Source organism: Patulibacter sp. NPDC049589 (assembly GCF_040675535.1).
Lineage (GTDB): Bacteria > Actinomycetota > Thermoleophilia > Solirubrobacterales > Solirubrobacteraceae > Patulibacter.
Genome location: NZ_JBFAPC010000007.1, coordinates 41941 through 63380, shown reverse-complemented (window position 1 = coordinate 63380; position 21440 = coordinate 41941). Strand labels below are relative to the sequence as shown.

Below are 21440 nucleotides of genomic sequence, written 5' to 3'. Positions count from 1 at the left end.
GGAAGCTCCCGCCGGTCGGTCGCGATCTCGACGCCGGGGGTCCCGGGGATCACGGGCCCACGGCGACGCCCAGCGCCGTGCCGACGCGGGCGGCGACGTCGCCGCCGGTGAACCCGACCTCGGCGTGCAGCAGCGCCGGCGCGCCGTGCGTGACGTAGCGGTCGGGCAGGCCGACGCGGAGGATCCGGCAGGCGCCCCAGTCGACGCCGTGCTCCTCCCCCGCCTCCCAGACCGCGGAGCCGAAGCCGCCCTGCAGCACACCCTCCTCGATCGTCACGAGGACCTCGTGGTGCGCCGCGAGCTCGCGGACGAGCTCGACGTCGATCGGCTTCGCGTAGCGCGCGTCCGCGACGGTCGCCTCGACGCCCGCCTCGTGCAGGATGGCGGCGGCCTCGAGGCCGATCCCGACGCCGGAGCCGTAGCCGAGGATCGCGACGCGGTCGCCCTGGCGGAGGACCTCGCCCTTGCCGATCGGCAGGACCCGGGCGCCGTCCTTCCCCGTCGGCAGCGGCACGCCGGTGCCCTCGCCGCGCGGGTAGCGCAGCGCGAAGGTGCCGGGGTGGTCGATGCCCGTGTGCAGCAGGTGCACGAGCTGGGACTCGTCGCGGGGCGCGGCGAGCACGATGTTGGGCAGGTGCCGCAGGTACGCGATGTCGAAGACGCCGTGGTGCGTCGGGCCGTCGTCGCCGACGAGGCCGGCGCGGTCCATCGCCAGGACGACGTCGAGCTCCTGGAGCGCGACGTCGTGGACGATCTGGTCGTAGGCGCGCTGCAGGAACGTCGAGTAGATCGCGGCGACGGGCTTGAGCCCCTCGAGCGCGAGCCCCGACGCGAAGAGCAGCGCCTGCTGCTCGGCGATGCCGACGTCGAAGTAGTGCTCGGGCTCGGCGACCTGCAGCAGGTTGAGCCCGGTGCCGGTGTTCATCGCGGCGGTGATGCCGACGACGCGGCGGTCCGCGCGGACCTCCTCGATCATCCGCTCACCGAAGACCTGGGTGTAGGTCGGGGGCTTCGGCGGCGCGTCGGGGTCGACCGCCTTCTTCGGGGCGGGCGCGCCGGCGACGATCGACCCGGGCTTGGCCGCGTGCCACTGCTCCATGCCCTCCAGCCCGCCGTCCTCGGCCGGCGCGAAGCCCTTGCCCTTGACGGTCTTGACGTGGACGACGACCGGGCGGTCGGCCTTGAAGGCCTGGCGCAGTGCGGCCCGCAGGGCGGACACGTCGTGGCCGTCGACGACGCCGACGTACGCCCAGTCCAGGGACTCCCAGAGCTCGCCCTGGGCGTTCAGGAGCTTCATCGAGCCCTTGAGCTTCGGGCCGACGTTCTCGACGAGGCCGCCGACGCCGGGCAGGTCCGCCAGGCGCTCCTCGACCTTCTCGCGACCGTGCCAGAGCTTCGGGTGCAGCCGGACGCCCTGGAAGTACCGCGACAGCGCGCCGACGTTCGGCGAGATCGACATGCCGTTGTCGTTGAGGATCACGACGAGGGGGGTGCCCAGGCCGCCGGCCTGGTGCGCGGCCTCGAAGGCGACGCCGCCGGTCATCGCGCCGTCGCCGATCACCGCGACGACCTTGCCCGCGTGCCCGGCCTCGCCGTCGGCCTCGCGGAGCTTCATGCCCTCGCGCAGGCCGACGCCGTAGCCGATCGACGTCGACGCGTGGCCGGCGCCCATGATGTCGTGCTCGGACTCGTGGATCGCGCAGAACGGCGCCATGCCGTCGTACTTGCGGATCGTGCCCAGCTGGTCCCGGCGGCCCGTGAGGATCTTGTGCGGGTAGGACTGGTGGCCGACGTCCCAGAGGATCTTGTCCTTGGGGCTGTCCAGCAGCGAGTGCAGGGCCACGGCGATCTCGCACGTGCCGAGGTTCGCGCCGAAGTGGCCGCCGATCTCGCCCACCGTGTCGATGATGTGCTCGCGGACCTCCTGGGCGACCTGCTGCAGCTGCTCCTCGGAGAGGCCGTGCAGGTCCTGCGGGCGATCGATGCGGTCCAGCAGACGGGTCACGGTGTCAGTTGGTCCTCGTGTGGATGAACGCGGTGAGGGTGTGCAGGTCCTGCGCTCCTGCTGAGGGTACGACGGAGCGGAGGGCCGTGGATGCGGCGTCGTGGAGGTCGGCAGCCATGCGGCGCGCCCCCTCCAAACCGTACTCGGTCACGTACGTGCGCTTCCCGTGACGTTCGTCGCTGCCCTGGGGCTTGCCGAGGTCCTGGTCCGTGCCGGTGACGTCGAGGATGTCGTCGACGACCTGGAAGAGCACACCGAGGTCCGCGGCGAACCCCTCCAGCGCCACGGCGCGCTCGTCGGCGATCCCGGCGAGGCGCAGCACGCAGCCGACGGACGCGCCGATCAGTCGGCCGGTCTTCAGCTCGTGGAGGACGCGGAGGTCCTCGGCGGTGGCGAGCGGGGCGGCCGGCGCGTCCGTGACCATCGCCGGGGACGGGCGACCGGGCCCGGGAGCGACGTCGTCGCCGGGGGACGCGGCCGCGGCGAAGCCGACGGCGTCCGGCGCCGCCGCGGCGAGCGCCTTGTCGGCGGTGACGTCGAGGTACTGGCCCCCGACCATCCCGTCGACGCCGGTGGCGTCGGCGAGCTCCGCCGCGGCGACGAGCAGGTTCTCGGCCGGGACCCCCGCCGCGAGGCCCGCGGTGAGCAGGTGCTTGAAGGCCTCGGCGTAGAGGGCGTCGCCCGCGAGGATGGCGACGTCCTCGCCGTAGGCGACGTGGCACGTCGGTCGGCCGCGGCGCAGGTCGTCGTCGTCCATCGCCGGCAGGTCGTCGTGGATCAGCGAGTACGTGTGGATGAGCTCGATCGCGGCGGCCAGGGGCATCGCCGTGCGCTGCTCGACGCCGAGCGCCCGTGCCGTCGCGAGCGCCAGGACAGGACGGATCCGCTTGCCGCCGGCCAGCAGCGAGTAGCGCATCGCCTCCTCGAGGCCGCCCACCGCCGCGGCGCGCGCGGGGAAGCGCAGCTCCGCGAGGTAGCCGTCGACCGCGGCGCGCAGGTCGTCCGGGTAGCGGCCGCTCATCGCGTGCCGGCCTCGCGCACGAGGCGGTCGAACGCGGCGCCGGCGTCGGTGGCCGACTGCGACGCCTGCTCGGCCGCCGCGACCTGACGGTCGGGCTCGGCCGCCTCGTCGGCGACCACGGCGAGCGCGTGCTCGAGTCGGGCGATCTGGATCTGCAGGTCCTGGTCCGCGGCCGGGTCGCTCACCCCCACAGTGTGAAGGATCGGGCGCGCCCGGGTGGCCCACCGGGGCCGCGCACCGACGGAGCCCGTCCAGGAGCGGGATCGCGGGCCGTCGCGGTGACGACGGACGCGGGGGCGACCGGGCGCGGGGCCGCGGTCAGGAGCGGGTCGAGGCGTCCTTGAGGATCGCCGAGAGGATGCCGTTGACGAAGCCGGGGGCCTCGGCGTCGCAGAACGTCTTGGCGGTGTCGACGGCCTCGGAGATCGCGCCCTCGGCGGGGATCGGGCTGTCGGCGGGGACCATGTCCGGGTGCAGCATCTCGAGCAGCGCCACGCGCATGATCGAGCGCTCGAGCGGGTTGATGCGGTCGACGCTCCAGCCCTTGGCGTGCTTGCCGATCAGCGCGTCGAACTCGTCCTGGTGGTCGGTCGTCGCGTGGGCCAGGGAGCGCGTGAACATCGCGGCGTCCTGGTCGAAGAGGTCGTGGAGCGGCCGCCCCGTCAGGTCGTGCTGGTAGACGGTGAAGACGGCTTCCCGCCGCTGGTCGCTCCGACGTGACATGCGGCCGGAAGGCTACGCCACCCGCCCGTCGACCGACGGGCGGGGTGGACGCGTCCGTGGGCCCGTCCCCCGACGCGGCGGCACGCCGGCCGCCGGACGAGGCGAGCCCGACGGATCAGGCCTTGACGAGCTCGAGCTGCAGGGCGAGCTCGACGTCGGTGCCGAGGTAGTCGCCGCCACCGGCCAGCGGCACCTGCCAGGTGATGCCGAAGTCGCGACGGTCCAGCTGGTACGCGACCTGGATGCCGACGCGGGTGCCGCCGAACGCGCCCTCGACCGGACCGGTGAACGCGGCGGTGCCGGAGACCGACTTCGTGACGCCGTGGATCGTGAGGTCGCCGGTGATGTGGAGGTGGTCGCCGTGCTGACCGACCTCGGTGGAGACGAACGTGATCTTCGGGAACTTCTCGGTGTCGAAGAACTCGGCGCTCTTGAGGTGCTGGACGAACTGCTCGTTGCTGATCGTGAACGAGTCGACCGCGACCTCGCCCTTCAGCGACGCCGCGCCGTCCTCGCCGACCTCGAGCGTGACCTCGTACTCGGAGAAGCCCGAGCGGAAGAGCGTCAGCGCGTTGTGCTTGATCGCGTACGTGACGCTGGAGTGGACGGTGTCGGTGGTCCAGGTGCCGGCGGGAAGGGCCATGATGTGCTCCAATCCGGATCACGGATCCGGTTTCGGTGATTTGGTCTTCACGAATACTACCGGACGCAACGACTTAAGTGGACCGCGGTCCGTAAAGATTCGGTGATGAAGCGGTCTTCGACGTCGACGCGACGCTCGCGTCCCTCCTCGCGATCGCGCCGGGGGCCTGAGGCGGCACCCCGGTCACGTCCGACGTCCGACGCCCGGGACCGCGCCTCGCGCTCGCCGGGCACGCGAGGTGGCCCGCCCCGGAACGACGACGACCCCGTGAGCACGGGGTCGCAGGTCCTGCGGAGGGTGCGACGCGCGAGCGCCGCTGTCCCGGACGGGTCGGGTCAGGCGCGGGACATGTAGTCGCCGGAGTCCGTCTGGACCTTCACGCGGTCGCCGATGTTGACGAACAGCGGGACGCGGATCTCGGCGCCGGTCTCCAGGGTGGCGGGCTTGTCGCCGCCGCCGGAGGCGGTGTCGCCGCGCAGGCCGGGCTCGGTGAACGTGACCTCGAGCTCGACGGACGACGGCAGCTGGACGTCCGACGGCTGGTCGTCGATGAAGAGGATCTGGACCTCGTCGTTGGCGCGCACGAAGCGCAGCGCCGACTGGACCGCGGCGACCGGGATCGCGAGCTGCTCGTAGGACGAGGTGTCCATGAAGTGCGCTTCCGTGCCGTCCTCGTAGAGGTACTGCATGTTGCGCGACTCGGTGTGCACGGCCCGGAACTTCTCGCCGGCGCGGAACGTCTTGTCGATCACGTTGCCGTCGCTCGTGCGGCGGAGCTTCGAGCGGACGAACGCGGCGCCCTTGCCCGGCTTCACGTGCTGGGTCTCGAGCACCTTGAAGACGACACCGTCGACCTCGATGTGGTTGCCGTTCTTCAGTTGGTTCGTGCTGATCATGGCCGCGGACGAGTCTAGACAGGACACCGACGGGCGTGCGGCCGCCTGCCGGGCGCGTCCGTCCGGCGCCGCCCCTCGGCCGGCGCACCGCGAGCGCGGTGCGGCTCAGGCCGCGTCGTCCGCCTGCGACACCAGGACCTCGACCAGGCCCGGGAAGCGGGACTCCAGATCGGCGTCGCGCAGCGAGATGTAGCGCAGCGTGCCGTCCTGGCGGGTGCGGGTCAGACCGGCCTCCCGCAGCAGGCGCGTGTGGTAGGAGCTGGTGGACTTCGGCAGGCCCATCCGCTCGCCCAGGGCGCCGCAGAGCAGCTCGCCCTCGGCCGCCAGGACGCGGATCATGGACAGGCGCAACGGGTCGCCGACCGTGCGCAGGACGTGCGCGAGGTCGAGGGTGTCCGTCGCCGGGTGCCGGATCGTCTCCCTCGCGGGGGCGGCCTCCGGGGTCTTCGTCACGGGAGTGGACACGTGGCTATGCTACAACACCAGAAGTTCCAAACATTTGGAACTTCCGACCTCGAGGTGCCGTCACCGTGACCGCGTTCCGCTCCACCCCACTCTCCCCGTCCGCCGCTCCCGGTGCGTCCGCCCCCGCCGCCGACGCGACCGGCCCGTCCGGCACCGGCCGCCGCTTCGAGCTCCCGCCGACCGTCGCCTACTGGCTGATGGCCGCCGTCATCGGGCTCGCGCTCTTCGCGTCGTCCACCCCGTCCCCGCTGTACGCGACCTACCGCGAGCAGTGGGGCTTCTCGTCCTTCGTCCTGACCGCGGTCTTCGCCGTCTACGCGATCGGCGTGCTCGCCGCGCTGCTGCTGGCCGGTCGGATCTCCGACGACGTCGGGCGCCGGCCGGTCCTGATCTGGTCGCTGGCGGCCCTGATCGTCGCGACGGGCCTGTTCCTCGTCGCGACCTCCGTCGCCTGGCTGTTCGCCGCCCGGGCCCTGCAGGGCATCGCCACCGGCGTCGCGCTCGGGTCCGCCGGCGCCGCGCTGCTGGACCTCCACCCCCGCCGCGACAGCCACAGCGCCGGGCTCGCCAACGGCGTCTTCAGCACCGCCGGCATGGGACTCGGCGCGCTGATCGCCGCGACGCTGGTCCAGTACGCCCCGATGCCGACCCGCATGCCGTACCTCGTGCTGCTGGGGATCTTCGCCGTGCTGCTCGCCGGCGCGATCCTGATGCCCGAGCCGGTCGCCGAGCGCCGCCGCCTGAACCTGCGCTTCGAGGCGCCGCACGTGCCGGCCGCGATCCGCGGGGCCTTCCTGCTCTCGAGCCTCGGCGTCCTCGCATCGTGGTCGATCGGCGGGCTCTTCATGTCGCTCGGACCGCAGCTGGCGACCGTCGAGCTGGCGACCGACAACCACCTGGCGGGCGGCGTGGCGATCCTCGCGCTGACCGGCTCCGGGGCCGTCTCGCAGCTGCTCTTCCAGCGGTCCGCGCCGTGGCGGCTGACCGCGGTCGGGTCCCTCGTGCTGGCGATCGGGATGGCCGCCGTCGTCGGCTCGCTGTCGCTGGACTCCGCGCCGCTGTTCCTCGCCGCCGCGGCGCTGACCGGGCTCGGCTGGGGCGCCGCGTTCCTCGGGTCCCTGCGCTCGCTGACCGCGGTCATCCCGGCCGCCAGCCGGGCGCGCACGATGTCGGCCTTCTACCTCGTCGCGTACACGTCGATCTCCGTCCCGGCCCTGGCCGCCGGACTGGTCGTGTCGTCCTGGGGCCTGCTGCCGACCTTCCGGGTCTTCGGCGCGATCGTCGTCGCCATCGGGCTGGTCGTCGCCGTCGCGTCGTACCGGACCCGCCCGGCGCGCGCCGGAGCCCGCGAGCACGTCGCCGGCCCGGCCGTCGTGCCCGTCGCCGACTGAGCACCGGGCGGCGGCGGCGCCGTCCAGGTGTCGCCCGGCCCGCGCCCACGCCGGGCCCCCGACCCGGCACCGCCGGCCGGGGCGGACGCCCCACGAGTCCCCCGGGCCGACCCGAGGTCCGTCGCGCGCCCGGGTGACGCCGCAGGATCGCCGGTGGGCCGGGCGAACCACGCCCCGTGTCGCCCGTACGCGTGACGGTCACAGGATCCGGCCCTCGCCCGTCTCCTGTGCATGACCAGGACACCGACCCCGGCGACGGGACCATGACGTGGCGCTGACCGGCGAGGACATCTCGCAGCTCTACGCGCTGCACGCCACGGAGCTGCTGCGGCACTTCGCCCGGCGGACGTTCGACCCCGAGGTCGCCGTCGACCTCGTGGCCGAGACGTTCGCCCGGGCCTTCGAGCGCCGCGCGGACCTGCGCGACGCGGAGCCCGAGGCCGCCCGCGCGTGGCTGTTCACCGTCGCACGGCGGCTGCTCGTCGACGAGCACCGCCGCGGCGTCGTCGACCGGGCCGCGACCCTGCGACTCGGGATCGAGCGACGCCCGCTGCACGACGAGGAGCACGACCGCATCGAGCGGCTCGCGTCCACCGAGCGCCTGCGCGCGCTCGTCGCCGACGCCCTCGCCTCGCTGCCCGAGGACCAGCGTGCCGCCCTGCGGCTGCGCGTCGTCGACGAGCGTCCCTACCCCGCCATCGCCCGCGCCTTGGGCGTCTCCGAGCAGGTCGTGCGCGCCCGCGTCTCCCGCGGGCTGCGCACCCTCCGACGCCACCTCGCCCTCCAGGAGTCCCCGGAACATGCCTGATCGCACCGACGACCCCCTCGACCTGCCGATCCTGGACGAGCTGGGTGCCGAGCTCTCGCGGGCGTTCGCCACGCAGGCGACGGCGGACGCGGTGACCCCCGCCGCGTCTGTCGTGCCGCCCGCGCCGCGCCGGTCCCGCCGATCCCTCCGGGCCCCCCGGCCCGCCCTGCGCTGGTCGGCGGCCGGCGTCGCCGGCATCGCGACGGTCGCCGCCGTCATCGCGCTGACCTCCGGCGTCGGCGACGGCGGGATCTCTCCCGAGCCCGCCACCGCCGCCACGGTGCTGCGCCGCGCCGCGACCGTCGTCGAGGGCGCTCGACCGGCGTTGCCCGGCCCGTCGCAGTACTGGTACCGGGACGAGGTGAACCTCGTGATGACCATGCAGATCACCACGAACACCGCCGATGCGCGCGACGCGACGTCGTTCGTCATGTCCCGCCGACGCACCTGGAGCAGCGCGACGCAGGAGAGCGTCTTCCTGCAGCGGAGTCTCGGGACCACGGCACCGGGAGCGGATCCGCCCGCCTTCGCCGTCGGCCCCGGCGCGAAGGGCGTGCGGCGCCTGGCGCCCGTGGTCGAGGGCGGCCCCGGGGTCGAGCGTGCGGAGCTCGGGCGCATGGCGCCCTCGCTCGCCGGTGAGCGCCTGACCCCGCGCGCCGTGCGCGCGTACCCGACCGACCCGGCGGCGATCTACGCCCGCCTGCGCCGGGAGACCGCCGGCGCCGGGCGTTCGCCCAACGGCGAGGTCTGGGTCGTGATCAACGACGCGCTCCGCGACGTTCCACTGCCCCCGAAGATCGCCGCCGGCCTCTACCGGACGCTCGCCACGATGCCCGGCGTGCGCCTCGACGGGGACACGACGGACCGGCTCGGGCGCCGGGCGCTGCAGATCAGCTTCCAGGAGCCCGGCACGTGGGAGCGGCAGATCCTCCTGCTCGACCCCACGACGTACGCGCGGCTCGGTGACCGGGAGGTCGTGACGGCGGCGGTCGGACCGGTGCCCGAGGGCGTCGATCCCACGGTCACGACCGTGCGCGACGGTGTCACCGTCCCCACGAAGGACGACCGCCGGCCGCCCTATCCGGTCGGCACGGTCACGGGCGAGTCGCTCGTGCTGGAGACCGGGGTGGCGGACCGGGCCGGCGGACCGGTCGTCGACCGCTGAACGACCGGGGCCGCGCGCCGCGCCCGCGAGGACGAGCGCGCGGCGCGGCGGGTCAGGCGACCTCGATCAGGTCCTTGGACACCGTCGTGAAGACGTCGCTGCCGTCGTCGGTGACCGCGACGAGGTCCTCGATGCGGACGCCGTGGTGGCCCGGGACGTAGACGCCCGGCTCGACCGTGACGATCTGGCCGGCGACGAGCGCGCCCTGGCCGCGCGGGCTCAGCGTCGGGGCCTCGTGGACCTCGAGCCCGACGCCGTGACCGAGGCCGTGACCGAAGTGGTCCGCGTGGCCGCCGGCGGCGATGACGTCGCGGGCGACCTTGTCGACGGCGCGCGCGTCGGCGCCGGCCTTCACGGCGGCCAGGGATTGCAGCTGGGCGTCGAGGACGAGGTCGTAGACGGCCTGCGCGTCGGAGGAGATGCCGCCCGTCGAGACGGTGCGGGTCGAGTCGGAGCAGTAGCCGTCGAGGACGCAGCCCCAGTCGACGGTCAGGAGGACCCCGGTCGGGATGACCTCGTCGCGCGGCGAGGCGTGCGGGAGCGCGCCGTGGGGACCGAAGGCGACGATCGGGTCGAAGCTGTTGCCGGAGGCGCCGAGCTCGCGCATGCGGGTCTCGAGGCGCAGGCCGAGCTCGCGCTCGGTGCGGCCGACGACGCCGCCCTCGAGGACGATCTCGACGAACGCGGCGTCCGCGAGCTCCGAGGCCGCGCGGATCGCGGAGAGCTCGGAGGGGTCCTTGACGGCCCGCAGCGCGGACACGAGGCCCTGCGCGGGGACGAGCTCCTGGCCGATCTCGACCGCGTTCTTCAGCCGGCGGTGCGCGGCGACCGTCAGCTGCGCGTCGTCGAAGCCGACCTTGCGCACGCCGTGGGGCAGGTGCGCGGCGAGCCCCGCCCCGCCGAGGTCGCGGCCGCCGTCGATCCGCTGCCACGGGTCCGGGACCTGGTCGGCCGCCTGGGCGACGTAGCGGAAGTCCGTGATGAACCGGCGGACCGGCTCGCCGTCGGAGTCCCGGCCGACGACGACGACGGCGTTGGAGCCCGTGAAGCCGGTGAGCCAGCGGATGTCGTGCAGGTTCGTGACGACGAGGGCGTCGAGGCCCTTCTTCGCGGCCTGCGCGTCGAGGCGGTCGGCGCGGCTGGACGGCGCGCTCACGACGCCGCTCCGTCGACGGAGGTGGGCGGGGTCGGGTCCTGTGCGGGCATCGGCGGTGCGGCGGTCGGGTCGGCGTCGTTGTCGTCGTGCAGGCCGGGCTCGCCGGGCTGCTGCGGGTCGGTGATCTGGGGCGTCTCGGGGCTCGAGAGGTGCTCCTCCGTCCGCGTGCCGGACGCCGGGATCCGCTCGGGCGCGACCTCGACGAGATGGGCCTGCAGCGCGGTCAGAGCGTCCCGGTAGCCGTCGGGGCCGCGGCCGGAGATCTTGTCGAGGACGACCCCGTCGAAGACGGAGCTCCGGCGCCACTCGTCGCGGGACTCCACGTCGGAGAGATGGACCTCGATGGCCGGGACGTCGGCGAGCTCCAGCGCGTCGCGCAGCGCCCACGAGTAGTGGGTCCACGCCCCGGCGTTCAGGACGATCCCGTCGACCAGGCCCTCGGCGCGGTGGAGGTACTCGACGAGTGCGCCCTCGTGGTTGGTCTGGAAGAAGCGCGGGATCAGGTCGAGCTCGCCGGCCCACTCGTCGATCTGCCGCTCCAGCTCGCGGAAGGTCAGGGGTCCGTAGTGCTTCGGGTCCCGCCGGCCGAGCTGATCGAGGTTGACGCCGTGGACCACGGCGACACGGAAGCGGCGCATCCGGTGATCCTCGCATGGTCCGGCCGCGACCCGCGTTCCGTGCCGGACGAGGACCGTCCGCCGCACCGCCGGTCGGGGCGCGCCTCACCCCGTGGCGCCGCGGCGCTCGGCCTTACGGGGCGAGCTCGACGACCGCGGCGCGGACGTCCTTCGCCGCGAGCTGCTGCCCGAAGCGCACGTCGCCCGGCTCGCGCACGACCACGAACGGCACCGGTGCGGTGCCGATCCGCTTCTTGTCCTTCGCCGTCGCGGCGTGGACCTCGTCGACGTCGATCGCGCCGTCCATCGTCGTGGGCAGGCCCGCGTGCTGCAGCAGCCCGGCGACCTGCTCGCGCAGGGCGTCCTGGCCCGACAGGCGCAGCGCGGCCAGCAGGCCCAGGCCGACGGCCTCGCCGTGGCGGTAGCGCCGGTAGTCGGTGACCGTCTCGATCGCGTGCCCGATGGTGTGGCCGAGGTTCAGCACCTGGCGGCGGCCGCCGTCGCGCTCGTCGTCGGCGACGACCTGGAGCTTCGTCCGCGCGCAGCGCATCACCGTCAGCGGGTCGACCGGGTCACCGGAGGACACCTGCTCCCAGAGCGCGCCGCCGGCGATGAGCGCGGTCTTGACGACCTCGGCGTAGCCCGCGGCCAGCTCCTCGGGCGGCAGCGTCTCCAGCGCGTCGGGGTCGACCATCACCGCGGCGGGCTGGTGGTAGGCGCCGACGTAGTTCTTGGCGGCCGGGAGATCGACGCCCGTCTTGCCGCCGTAGGCGGAGTCGACCTGCGCGACGAGCGTCGTCGGGACCTGGACGACGGGCAGGCCGCGCTGGAAGGTGGCGGCCACGAAGCCGGCGAGGTCCCCGACGACGCCGCCGCCGATCGCCACGACGTGGTCGCTGCGGGTGGTGCCCTGCTCGATCATCGCGCCCCACACGCGCTCGCAGGTCTCGAGCGTCTTGTGGGCCTCGCCGGGCGGGAACTCGATCAGCCCGGCCAGGCCGGGGACGCGGCCGGCGTGGTGCTCGGCGACGTTCCGGTCGGTGACGGCGATGCGGCGCGAGCTGTCGGGCAGCGGCCACGGCGGCAGGTCGCGGAGCAGCCCGGGACGCAGCCAGACGGGGTAGCCGCCGGAGTCGGTGTGCGCCCAGAGCAGCTGCGCACCCTTGGCGTCCTTGACCGACTGGATGACGGGGATCGCCGGGCGCAGGAGCTGCCGGTCGACCTCCGGCAGGATCACGTCGGCGACCTGCTCGTAGACGGCCTGGCGGTCGTGGTACCGGGCGTCGAACGCGTCGCGGTCCTTCGCCAGGGGTCGGCTGGAGCGCTTCGCGCGGCGCCAGGCCGTCGCGAGGCTGACGGAGAGCAGGACGACGATGTGCTCCCGGAGCGCCTCGCGGACCTTCGCGGACTGCAGCGTGCCGCCGCCCAGCGAGACGACGTCGCCGTCGGCGCGGTCGAGGACCTCGAGCGTGATCCGCTCCTCGACCTCGCGGAACGCCCCCTCGCCGTGGCGGCCGAAGTACTGCGGGATCGTCATCCCGACGTGCTTCTCGATGCGCTTGTCGGTGTCGACCATCCGGGCGCGGAGGGCGCCGGCGATCATCCGGGCGCCGGTCGTCTTGCCGGCCCCCATGAAGCCGATGAGGACGATGGCGGGGCGTGCGGACATCAGGTCCCCGCGCTCAGCGCGTCCAGCCGATGCGCGCCTCGTAGGCGGCGACGGCGGCCTTGACGTCGTCGATGTGGTCGCCGCCGAACTTCTCGCGGTACGCGGCGGCCAGGACCATCGCGATCATCGCCTCGCCGACGACGCCGGCGGCGGGGACGACGCAGTTGTCGGTCCGCTCCCGCAGCGCCTTGGCGGGCTCGCCGGTCGAGAGGTCGACGGAGCGCAGCGGCTTGGTGATCGTCGGGATCGGCTTGACCGCGGCGCGCACGACGAGCGTGTTGCCGTTGGTCATGCCGCCCTCGAGGCCGCCCGCGTGGTTGGTCCGTCGGCGGACCGCGCCGGTGTGGACGTCGCCGTCCTCTGTGTCCTCGACGCCGAAGATCTCGTCCTGCGCCTGCGACCCGGGGGTCTCGGCGAGCGTGAAGCCGTCGCCGAACTCGACGCCCTTGTGCGCCTGGATCGAGCAGATCGCCTGGGCGAGTCGGCCGTCGAGCCGCTCCTGCCACGAGACGTGCGAGCCGATGCCGGGGTGCAGGCCGAAGGTCAGGACCTCGTAGGCGCCGCCGATCGACTCGTTCGCCTTCCGCTCGACGGTGATGTGCTTGACCATCGCCTTGGACGTGTCGGCGTCCAGCGTGCGGACCGGGTCGTCGTCGATGCCCTCGAAGTCCGCGACCTGCAGCGGGCGCGTCGCCACCGGCGCGTGGACCGGGCCGATCTGGGTGACGTGCGAGCGGATCTCGACGCCGAGCGCGCGGAGGAAGGCCTTCGCCAGCGTGCCGCCGGCGACGCGGGCCGCCGTCTCGCGGGCCGAGGCGCGCTCGAGGACGTTGCGGACGTCGTCGTGGCCGTACTTCCAGACGCCGACCATGTCGGCGTGCCCGGGCCGGGGCATGTGGACGGGCGGGACCTCGGCCTCGACGGGCCAGGGGTTCATCCGCTCCTCCCAGTTCTGGTAGTCGCGGTTGACGACCCAGAGGGCGACAGGGCCGCCGAGCGTGCGGCCGTGCCGGACGCCGGACCTGACCTCGGCGGTGTCCGTCTCGATCTTCATCCGGCCACCGCGGCCGAAGCCGAGCTGCCGGCGCGCCATGTCGCGGTTCATCGCGTCGCGGTCGAGCTCGAGGCCCGCCGGGAGTCCCTCGACGAGCGCCGTGAGCCCAGGACCGTGCGATTCGCCTGCAGTGGAGAGGGTCAGGGACATGGCGGCCGATTCTACGGGCGGGCCACCGGGGCGGCGGTCCGCCCCGGTGGCGTCCCCGCCCGGACTACTCGGCCAGCTTGTAGCCGCCGCGCCAGACCGCGAGCACGCGGATGGCCGTGACGGCGCCGCGGCGCCCCTTCGCCGTGTTCGGGGCGCGGATGACGGCGGTGCGCCCGGTCCGGACGCGGATCAGGCGGCAGTCCTTGGCGCCCGTCGTGTCCCGCTTGATGCACATCGTGCCGTCGGACTGCGGGCCCGTGAGGAACGCGCCCGACCGCAGCCGCAGGGTGACGACGCGGTTGCTCGCGTTGACCTTCACGACGCGGGCGACCGAGCTGGAGGCGTTCGGGACCAGGAGCCCGAGCGACCGCTTGCTGACCGTCGTGCGGCGCTTCTGCGTGGCGATGCGGAGCGTGACCTTGGCGGGCTTGGAGACCAGCAGCTTGGACGCGGCCGCGCGGTTGGCCTTGGTGATCTTGGGCTTCGCCGTCGGGGCCGCCGGGGTACCGCCGGTCGCCTTCTGGATCGCGGCGTTCGCGGCCGCCGCGGTGGCGACCGCGTTCTTGGCCTGATCCGCGGCCGACGGGACGGAGGCCCCCGCGGTGCTGCCGCTCGTCGCCGAGCTCGCGCCCGACGCCGTCGTCCCGGCGCCGGCCGTCGCGCCACCGGAGGGGTCCTTCGCCTCCGGGAAGGGATCGACACTGCGGCCCTTCGAGGCGGCGTCGCGGGCCGCGCGGGCCCGTCGTGCGGTCTCGGCGGCCGTGACCTCCGCCGGCGCCGTGCCGTCGGCCCTCTGCACGATCTTCAGGGCCCGCGCGACGACCGGGTCGTCCTGCTGGGCGGTCGGCGCCGGGGCGGGGTCCGGCGTCGTGTCGCGCGTGGCGCCGTAGGCGGCGGCCCCGCCGCCGACCACGATCGCCGCGCCCACGATCGCGGCGAGGACGGGATCGAGGTTGATCTCGGGGTTCGGCAGGCGGCTCACGGCTGGCTCCCGGTGGTCGTCGGGGCGGTGGTCGTCCCGGGGGTGGTCGCCGTCGCGACGGCGGCGGTGGCGGACGAGTCCTTCGGCAACAGGTAGGCGGTGACCGTCAGCGTCCCCTTGAGCCGGCGACCCTCACCCTGTCCGTCGCCATCGAGGTCGATCGCCGTGATTCGCAAGAGGCGCCCCTTGGCGTGCAGGTTCGTGCCGCCGCTGGTGCGGACGTCCGCCTGGACGGCCTTCACGAAGCGCGTCACGTTCACGTACGTCCCGGCAAGCTCGACGTTGAGCTCGACCGGCACGCTGCCGGCGGGCGCCGCCGCGGTGCCCGGTGTACCGGGCACGGCGCTGCCGTCGGCTGCCACACCGGCGGGCGTCCCGGCCGTCGTAGTCTGGGCGGCGGCGGCCGCCGCCGTCGGCGCGGCGGTGGCAGCGCCGTTGCTGACCTTCAGGACGTCGAAGCTGACGTCGAAGCGCTTGGCGGTGCTGTCGAGCTGGTCGATCAGCGCGGGCGCCTCGACCTTCTCCGGCACCGCGACGGCCAGCCGGCGCAGGGTGCGGGCGTTCGCCGGCGTGCGCTTCGCGGCCTCGCGGGCGGTCGTGAGCTGCCCGGCCACCGCGGCGGCCTGCGTCTCCGCCTGGGTCTGCGCGGCCTTGGCGGCGTCCGCGTCGTCGCGGGCCGGGCTGACGAGCCCGATCCACAGGAGCGCGGCGACGATCACGACGCCCAGCGCGATCAGGACCTTCTGCATGTTGGCGGTCATCGGCCCGTACCGGTCGTGGTGGTCGCCGAGGACGTCGTCGCCCCGGGCGTAGTGGTCGTCGTCGCGGCGCCGGTGTCGGTGCCGGCGGTGGCGGGCGCCGCGCCGTCGATGATCGTCTCGGCGGAGAGCCCGAGCGCAGCGTCGGCGGAGACGCCAGTGCAGTCGGCGCCGCCCGAGGAGCCCTGGCCGGTCCGGGAGGACTGCGACAGCGCAACGTCCTCGACCTGCGGCAGCGCCCGGAAGCGGCGCAGCGTGGTCGCGACGCGCGGCTGGGTGTCGGCGCAGACCGAGAGCGTGACCGAGCCGGTACCGGCGAGCCCCTGCGGGACCGCGGCGGTCGCCGTCGTCGCCGCACTGGTCGGGTCGGCAGCCTGGAGCTTGAGTGTCGAGACGGTGACGTTGGCGGGCAGCGAGCCCGCCGTCGCGCGCAGGACGCCGGCCCAGTCGGTGCGCCCGGCGGCGAGCTGCAGGACGGCGGCCTCCCGCGCCTGTCGTCGGCTGTCGAACGCGACGACCGGGGCCAGGCGGTTGACCTGGGCCTGCGCGGACGCGCTCCGAGCGACGGCGCTGGCCTCGGCGGTGCGGGCGTCGGCGGTGTCCTTCTTCGCGACCGCCCAGGTGCCCAGGAGGGCGACGGTGACGACGGCGCCGACGCCGGCGATGCCGTGGACCGCAGTCAGGCGGCTCGGGCCCCCGACGCTGCGGGCGCCCCCGCGCTCCTCGACGGGCAGCAGGTTCATCGCGCGCATCAGCGCACCTCCTCGACGCTCAGCCCGAGCGCCACGGGGTCGGCACCGCCGGACAGGGCGCCGGCGAGCTCGATGGGCAGGTCAAGGGTCTCGTGCAGCAGCGCCTGGACGCCGGGGAGCATGGCCAGCGGGCCGCTGACGACGCAGACCGCGGGGGCCTCGCCGTCCTCCTGCTCGACGTGGAAGTCGATCGAGGTGCGCACGGTGGAGGCGATCGCGCGGACGGTCCGGGCGATCGCCGGGGCGTCCTCGGACTCGTCGTGCGTGACGCCGCTGCGGTCCCCGAGGAGGGCGGCCTCGACGGCACCGACGTCGGCGCCGGTCCGCTGGGCGAGGTCCTCGGCGACGGTGCCGATGCCCGCCGGGATCGTCCGCACGAAGCGGCACCCGGCGGCGTCGGCGATCGCGAGCGTCGTCACGCCGTCGAGGTCCAGCAGCAGGGCGGGCTCGGTCGGCCGCACGCAGCGGGCGAGGCCGAAGGCCAGGAGGTCGACGCCGATCGGGTCCAGGCCGGCGGCACGGACGGCGGCGACGTGGCCGTCGACGAGGTCGCGCCGGGCGGCGACGACGAGCGCGCGCTTCTGCGGCGCGCCGGAGTCGTTCACCGCGTCGGGCAGCAGGCGGAAGTCGATCAGCGCGTTGTCGGCGGCGGTCGGGATGCGCTCCTTGGCGAGCATCCGGACGGCGGCGACGACGTCCTCCTCGCGCTGGACGGGCGGCAGGTCGATGACGCGGACGGCGACCTTCTGGCAGCCGATGCCGATCCGGGCCTGCTTGCCGAGGGCGCCGTGACCGGCGATCGCCTGGCGGATCGCCTGGGCGACGGCGACGGCGTCGACGACCTCGCCGTTCTTCACCGCCCCCGCCGGCAGCGGGGCCGACGCCGCGACGCGCGGGGCGAGGGGCCCCGCGGCCGGGGCGGCGAGCGCGACGGCGACGTGGGTGGACCCGATCCGGATCCCGGCGACCGGAGCGGCGTTCTGCGGCCGTCGGGTCGGGATGCGCTTCGGCAGTCGGGGAAGGGTGAGCTGGCGGCTAGGCATGGTGTGGGACCGAGGGTCGTCCGAGCGGGTCGATGGTGCTATCGACGTCCGGATCGGGGGCGGGTGACCGATCGTCCGAGGTGTGGACGATCGTCCGACTTGACCTTGGAGGGTCGTCGTGATCGCGGCTAGAAGGTGTGGAGGTAGGAGTCGATGAGCGGCTGCCCGACGGCGATCGCGACGACGCCACCGAAGGCGAGGTACGGACCGAACGGGATCTGCGTCTTGCGGGCCTCGCGGACGCCGGAGCGCATCGCAAGGACGACGCCGAAGAGGCTCCCGGCGACCAGGGCGACGAGCAGCGCGACCGCGACGGCCGGGCCGAGACAGAGCCCCATGACGCCGGCGAGCTTGACGTCGCCCAGACCCATCCCCTTGGGGCTCAGGGCGGCCGGGACGAACAGGAACAGCGCGGCGCCGGCGGCGGCCCCGAGGCGGGCGAGCTCGCCGCCCGGGTCGATCGCGGCGCCGGCCACCAGGGCGATGACGGCGGCGGGCAGCGTGATCGCGTTCGGGATCCGTCGGTGCTCCAGGTCGATGAGCGTCACGGGGACCAGCGCGGTCACCAGGACGATGCCCAGGACGGCGTCGGCGGTGTTCTCCGCGACGGCCGCGACGAGCGCCCACAGGATCGCGGTGACGGCCTCGACCAACGGATAGCGGGCCGAGATCGGCGCGCTGCAGTCGCGGCAGTGGCCCCGCAGCAGCAGCCACGAGAACACGGGCACGTTGTCGTAGGCCCGGATCTGGTGATGGCAGTTCGGGCATTCCGAGCGGCCGGTCACGACCGAGGTGCCGTTGGGCAGCCGGTACGCGACGACGTTGAGGAACGAGCCGATCAGGAGTCCGAAGGCGGCGGCGAAGGCGATGAGCATCAGGAGCATGGCGAGGAGGTGGGGTCGTCCGAACCTACGGAGCAGGGTCTGCGGGGAGACCGGCGTTTCGTGCCGATCGTGTGGCGACTCCCTCACCCATCGGTCGACCGTTCGTCCGGCTTGACGAGCGTCCAGAGCCGTCTGGACGCTTGTGTCCCCCACCCCGGCCGCGGGCGCCGCTTCAGCCCCGTGTCGCCGCCGGTGCCGGAATCATGTCGATCGCGTATCAGTGCCCCTGACGGGCTCAAGGGCCCGGCCGGGACTGCCGACTGGAATCCCATGCACCGCGGCCAGGGAGGAGGGACACAGCACGTCTTCAGCGACGTCGACCCCGGCATCGCGATCGTCTCCTTCCTCGCGGTCGTGGTCACCGCGTTCGTCGCCCTCGAGCTCGCCCAGCGCGCGCTCCAGGCCCACGGTCGTCAACGCCGCTTCCTCCTGCTCGTCTCGGGCCTCACGATGGGCTGCGGCATCTGGGGCATGCACTTCCTCGCGATGCTCGGGCTGCAGGACCACCTCGGGATGTCGTTCCGGCTGGACCTCGTGTTCCTGTCGATCGTCTGCGCGGCGGCCGGCTCCACCGTGGCGCTGTCCCTCGTCGCGCATCCGCGCGTGACCCGCTCGCGGGTCTTCCTGGCTGCGTCGTTCATGGGACTCGCGGTCTCCGCGATGCACTACGTCGGCATGGCCGGGATGCAGTCCGCGTCGACGACGCGCTGGAACATCCCGTTGGTCGTCGTGTCGATGGTGATCGCCTACGGCGCGTCGCTGCTGGCATTGGGCTCCGTCGCGTCGATGCAGGGCGAGCGCACCGAGTGGAGCGCCCGCGGGCGCCTCGGCGCCGCGATCAGCCTGGGCGTCGCCGTCGCCGGCCTGCACTACACCGGCATGGCCGCGGTCACGTTCGAGGCCCCGACCGCCGGCATGCGGATGCCGGACCACGCCGGCATCGACCTCAGCACCTCCGCCCTGGCGACCATCCTCGGCGTCGGCGCCTCGGTCCTCCTGCTCGTCGTCACGCTCGACGGCAGCCGCCACAAGCGACGCGCGGAGCTCGCCGGCGACCTCGCGGTCGTCGCCCGGGTCTCGCGCGACATCGGCCGCCGCGGCGACGCCCGCCGGACGGTCTGCGTCGCCACGCAGGAGCTGATCGGCTGCGACGTCACGATGCTGTTGGAGCCCGACGGCGACGGCGGCCTGGTCGTCCGCGCCACCTCGGGCGAGGGCATCGACATGCGCGTCGACGGAGCCGTCGGCCAGTCCATCTGCGGCGACGTCCTGTTCTCGGCCACGCGACGGTTCGTCGGCGACCTGCGCGGTGCCGCCGGCGCCGACCGCTCGGTCCTCGCCCGGCTCGACGTGCGGTCCGCGTTGTTCGAGCCGGTGCTCCTCGACGACCGCCCGATCGCCGTCCTGGCGTCGGGCTGGAACAGCCGGGTCGATGCTCCCGGCGAGCGTCGCCTGGCGATCTCCGCCCTCCTGGCCGCCGAGTCCGCCGTCGCGATCGAGCGCGCCGACCTCCTCGCCCGGCTGCGCGAGCAGGCGCTGGTCGACGGGCTCACGGGGCTGCCGAACCGGCGGGCGCTCGACGAGGCCCTCGACGCCGGCGTCTCCCGTGCCGGGCGCACGGGCCAGCCGTTCACCGTCGCGATGGTCGACGTCGACCGCTTCAAGACGTACAACGACACCTACGGCCACCCGGCCGGCGATCGCCTGCTGGCCGAGATCGCGGGTGCCTGGCGCTCCGAGCTGCGCGGCGACGACATCGTCGGCCGCTTCGGGGGCGAGGAGTTCCTCCTCCTGTTGCCGGGCGTCGACTCCACCGTGACCAGCAGCGTGATCGAGCGCCTGCGCTCCGCGATGCCGTCGGCCGCGACGTGCTCGTTCGGCGTGGCGACGTGGGACGGCTCAGAGGGCGGCTCCGCCCTGGTCGCCCGCGCCGACGCCGCGCTGTACGCGGCGAAGCTCGCCGGGCGCGACCGCGTCGTCGTCGGCTGAAGGCGTCCCGTCGGCCGGCCAACGCCCTGGTGCCCAGATCGCGGCTCCTCGGCGGCGCGGCACGACGATTCGTGGTGCGGCGGGGCCCGGCGCTCATGCCGCCCGGCGTTCCGCCTCCGTCAACCGCTCGAACCGCTGGTCGTCGTCCCCGAGCATCCCGCGGAGCAGCCCCCGGACGATCCCCAGGTCGACCGTACCGGCGCCGATCACCGCCTCGATGTCGGCCCAGTCCTTCGTCCGGTCGAACATCGCCTTGAAGACGACGAGCTCCTCCGGCCCCAGAACGGGGATCTCGGTCCCGGCAAACGGCACGATCCGCCGGTGGCGTCGGGCCTCGGCGTGCACGGGCGCGTAGTCGAAGAACACGTCGACCGGCGTGTCCTCCCACCAGAGGCGCGTCTGGCCGTCGGCGGCGATGGTGGCGGACGCGGTCGGCGGTCGCAGTACCCCGTCGGGCAGGGCGGCGAGCGCCGGGGCGTTCGCCGCAGCGGGCACGAAGACGTTGACGTCGATGTCGCTCGTCCCCCGAGGGTCGAGCGTCCAGTAGGCGAGGGCGATCGCGCCGCCGAACGCATGCGGCACGCCGGCGCGGTCGAGCGCCGCGTGGATCGCGAGCAGGCGCTCCGCGAGCGTCACGCGTGAGGGCCCACGATCCGCCGTGTCGGCAGCCGCGGGAAGGTGAGTGCGGGCTCGTGCCGCGTCGGCAACAACGCCGCCAGCTCGACGACGCGGCCGAGGTCTCGCCCGGCGCGCTCGAGCTCGGCGGCGGTCGGTCGTCGGATGGGGCGGACGGCGCCCCCGACCCGGATCTCGTGACCGGTCGCCGCCAGGAGGCGCTCGAGGGTGTCGAACGTCGGCGTCTTGCGTCCCGCCTCGTACTGCGAGACGGTGGCCTGCGAGGTGCCGGCGGCCCGCGCCAGCGCCGTCTGCGTCAGCCCGGCCCGGCGGCGCGCGGCACGCAGCTCCGTCGAGATGTCCATCCTCCGATTATATCCGACCGCATATCTTCGCCCGGTCCCTCGTCGGATCACGCAGCGTCGCGGGCCCTCAGGACCCCGACAGCTCCTGGGCGTCCAGCCGTCGCAGCCGGTCCGGCGACGACCAGCAGCACGGCGGAGGACTGCCCCGTCCGGTCGGCGACCACGCGGACCGCGAGGATCACGGCGAGCGCGGCGAGCGTCAGCCAGAGGGCGCTCAGCAAGCGAGGGGGCGGCGGGACGGCGGAGCGGGCACCGGGGCAACGCTAGCGGGGGTGCTGGGCCGGCCCGT

Annotated in this window: 23 protein-coding genes; 4 read left to right on the top strand and 19 right to left on the bottom strand. The window is 74.2% G+C overall.

The genetic code is table 11. The annotated features are described in order from the left end of the window. Positions 1-49: 49 nt before the first annotated feature. The 7 genes from dxs to AB0L40_RS02555 all read right to left on the bottom strand — a co-directional run bounded on the left by dxs (position 50) and on the right by AB0L40_RS02555 (position 5753). Positions 50-2005: a 1-deoxy-D-xylulose-5-phosphate synthase gene (dxs, locus tag AB0L40_RS02585; protein WP_364348699.1), complete on the bottom strand. Its 1956-nt coding sequence runs from the start codon at positions 2003-2005 to the stop codon at positions 50-52. A gap of 4 nt (positions 2006-2009) precedes the next feature. Further along, positions 2010-3026: a polyprenyl synthetase family protein gene (locus AB0L40_RS02580; RefSeq protein ID WP_364348696.1), complete on the bottom strand. Its 1017-nt coding sequence runs from the start codon at positions 3024-3026 to the stop codon at positions 2010-2012. Next, positions 3023-3211 (bottom strand): hypothetical protein, encoded by a 189-nt coding sequence (locus tag AB0L40_RS02575; protein ID WP_364348693.1) that lies wholly within the window; start codon positions 3209-3211, stop codon positions 3023-3025. Before AB0L40_RS02575 ends, AB0L40_RS02580 begins: the two co-directional genes overlap by 4 nt. A 133-nt stretch (positions 3212-3344) precedes the next feature. After that, positions 3345-3749 (bottom strand): transcription antitermination protein NusB, encoded by a 405-nt coding sequence (locus AB0L40_RS02570; RefSeq protein WP_364348690.1) that lies wholly within the window; start codon positions 3747-3749, stop codon positions 3345-3347. A 115-nt stretch (positions 3750-3864) separates the two neighbouring features. Further along, positions 3865-4392, bottom strand: coding sequence for a YceI family protein (locus tag AB0L40_RS02565; RefSeq protein ID WP_364348687.1), 528 nt, complete (start codon positions 4390-4392; stop codon positions 3865-3867). A 335-nt stretch (positions 4393-4727) separates the two neighbouring features. Continuing rightward, positions 4728-5288 carry an elongation factor P gene (gene efp / locus AB0L40_RS02560; protein ID WP_364348684.1) on the bottom strand — a complete coding sequence of 187 codons (561 nt, stop codon included), beginning with the start codon at positions 5286-5288 and terminating at the stop codon, positions 4728-4730. A gap of 105 nt (positions 5289-5393) precedes the next feature. Further along, on the bottom strand, positions 5394-5753 hold the full coding sequence (locus AB0L40_RS02555; protein ID WP_364348681.1) for a helix-turn-helix domain-containing protein: 360 nt from the start codon (positions 5751-5753) through the stop codon (positions 5394-5396). Positions 5754-5818: 65 nt separating this feature from the next. On the opposite strand from AB0L40_RS02555, the gene AB0L40_RS02550 reads away from it, so the two are divergent. The 3 genes from AB0L40_RS02550 (at position 5819) to AB0L40_RS02540 (ending at position 9117) form a co-directional block, all read left to right on the top strand. Then, positions 5819-7144: an MFS transporter gene (locus tag AB0L40_RS02550; RefSeq protein ID WP_364348678.1), complete on the top strand. Its 1326-nt coding sequence runs from the start codon at positions 5819-5821 to the stop codon at positions 7142-7144. A 268-nt stretch (positions 7145-7412) separates the two neighbouring features. Next, on the top strand, positions 7413-7952 hold the full coding sequence (locus tag AB0L40_RS02545) for a sigma-70 family RNA polymerase sigma factor (protein ID WP_364348675.1): 540 nt from the start codon (positions 7413-7415) through the stop codon (positions 7950-7952). Continuing rightward, the gene (locus tag AB0L40_RS02540; RefSeq protein WP_364348672.1) at positions 7945-9117 is read left to right on the top strand and encodes a CU044_5270 family protein; all 1173 of its coding nucleotides are present in this window, start codon (positions 7945-7947) and stop codon (positions 9115-9117) included. The genes AB0L40_RS02545 and AB0L40_RS02540 overlap by 8 nt, the downstream gene beginning before the upstream one ends. 52 nt (positions 9118-9169) lie before the next feature. On the opposite strand, the gene AB0L40_RS02535 is transcribed toward AB0L40_RS02540, so the two are convergent. The 9 genes from AB0L40_RS02535 to AB0L40_RS02495 form a co-directional block, all read right to left on the bottom strand. Next, positions 9170-10273, bottom strand: coding sequence for a Xaa-Pro peptidase family protein (locus AB0L40_RS02535; protein ID WP_364348669.1), 1104 nt, complete (start codon positions 10271-10273; stop codon positions 9170-9172). Then, positions 10270-10911, bottom strand: a complete 642-nt coding sequence (locus AB0L40_RS02530; RefSeq protein WP_364348666.1) for a type II 3-dehydroquinate dehydratase — start codon at positions 10909-10911, stop codon at positions 10270-10272. Before AB0L40_RS02530 ends, AB0L40_RS02535 begins: the two co-directional genes overlap by 4 nt. 112 nt (positions 10912-11023) lie before the next feature. Beyond that, positions 11024-12559 carry a bifunctional shikimate kinase/3-dehydroquinate synthase gene (locus AB0L40_RS02525; protein ID WP_364348663.1) on the bottom strand — a complete coding sequence of 512 codons (1536 nt, stop codon included), beginning with the start codon at positions 12557-12559 and terminating at the stop codon, positions 11024-11026. Between the two features lie 13 nt (positions 12560-12572). After that, entirely contained in the window at positions 12573-13763 is a 1191-nt protein-coding gene (gene aroC, locus AB0L40_RS02520) for a chorismate synthase (RefSeq protein WP_364348660.1), read from the bottom strand. A gap of 64 nt (positions 13764-13827) precedes the next feature. Beyond that, positions 13828-14745: a hypothetical protein gene (locus tag AB0L40_RS02515; RefSeq protein ID WP_364348657.1), complete on the bottom strand. Its 918-nt coding sequence runs from the start codon at positions 14743-14745 to the stop codon at positions 13828-13830. Continuing rightward, positions 14742-15506: a type II secretion system protein GspM gene (gene gspM, locus AB0L40_RS02510; RefSeq protein WP_364348654.1), complete on the bottom strand. Its 765-nt coding sequence runs from the start codon at positions 15504-15506 to the stop codon at positions 14742-14744. The genes AB0L40_RS02515 and gspM overlap by 4 nt, the downstream gene beginning before the upstream one ends. Then, complete coding sequence (locus AB0L40_RS02505; RefSeq protein WP_364348650.1) at positions 15503-16255, bottom strand: hypothetical protein; 753 nt, start codon at positions 16253-16255, stop codon at positions 15503-15505. The genes gspM and AB0L40_RS02505 overlap by 4 nt, the downstream gene beginning before the upstream one ends. Continuing rightward, the gene (pilM, locus tag AB0L40_RS02500) at positions 16255-17298 is read right to left on the bottom strand and encodes a pilus assembly protein PilM (RefSeq protein WP_364348647.1); all 1044 of its coding nucleotides are present in this window, start codon (positions 17296-17298) and stop codon (positions 16255-16257) included. Before pilM ends, AB0L40_RS02505 begins: the two co-directional genes overlap by 1 nt. A gap of 128 nt (positions 17299-17426) precedes the next feature. Beyond that, positions 17427-18182 (bottom strand): prepilin peptidase, encoded by a 756-nt coding sequence (locus tag AB0L40_RS02495; RefSeq protein WP_364348644.1) that lies wholly within the window; start codon positions 18180-18182, stop codon positions 17427-17429. A gap of 270 nt (positions 18183-18452) precedes the next feature. Between AB0L40_RS02495 and AB0L40_RS02490 the strand changes: the two genes are divergently transcribed. Next, a complete protein-coding gene (locus AB0L40_RS02490) occupies positions 18453-20171 on the top strand; it encodes a diguanylate cyclase (protein ID WP_364348641.1) in 1719 nt (572 codons plus the stop codon). Between the two features lie 93 nt (positions 20172-20264). Here the strand turns inward: AB0L40_RS02490 and AB0L40_RS02485 are convergent, their stop codons facing one another. From AB0L40_RS02485 to AB0L40_RS02475, 3 genes are read right to left on the bottom strand one after another with little or no spacing between them, the layout of a single operon-like run. Further along, positions 20265-20807 carry a hypothetical protein gene (locus AB0L40_RS02485; protein WP_364348638.1) on the bottom strand — a complete coding sequence of 181 codons (543 nt, stop codon included), beginning with the start codon at positions 20805-20807 and terminating at the stop codon, positions 20265-20267. Beyond that, the gene (locus AB0L40_RS02480; RefSeq protein WP_364348635.1) at positions 20804-21151 is read right to left on the bottom strand and encodes a helix-turn-helix transcriptional regulator; all 348 of its coding nucleotides are present in this window, start codon (positions 21149-21151) and stop codon (positions 20804-20806) included. The genes AB0L40_RS02485 and AB0L40_RS02480 overlap by 4 nt, the downstream gene beginning before the upstream one ends. A gap of 47 nt (positions 21152-21198) precedes the next feature. Further along, positions 21199-21372 carry a hypothetical protein gene (locus AB0L40_RS02475; protein ID WP_364348632.1) on the bottom strand — a complete coding sequence of 58 codons (174 nt, stop codon included), beginning with the start codon at positions 21370-21372 and terminating at the stop codon, positions 21199-21201. Between the last annotated feature and the right edge of the window lie 68 nt (positions 21373-21440).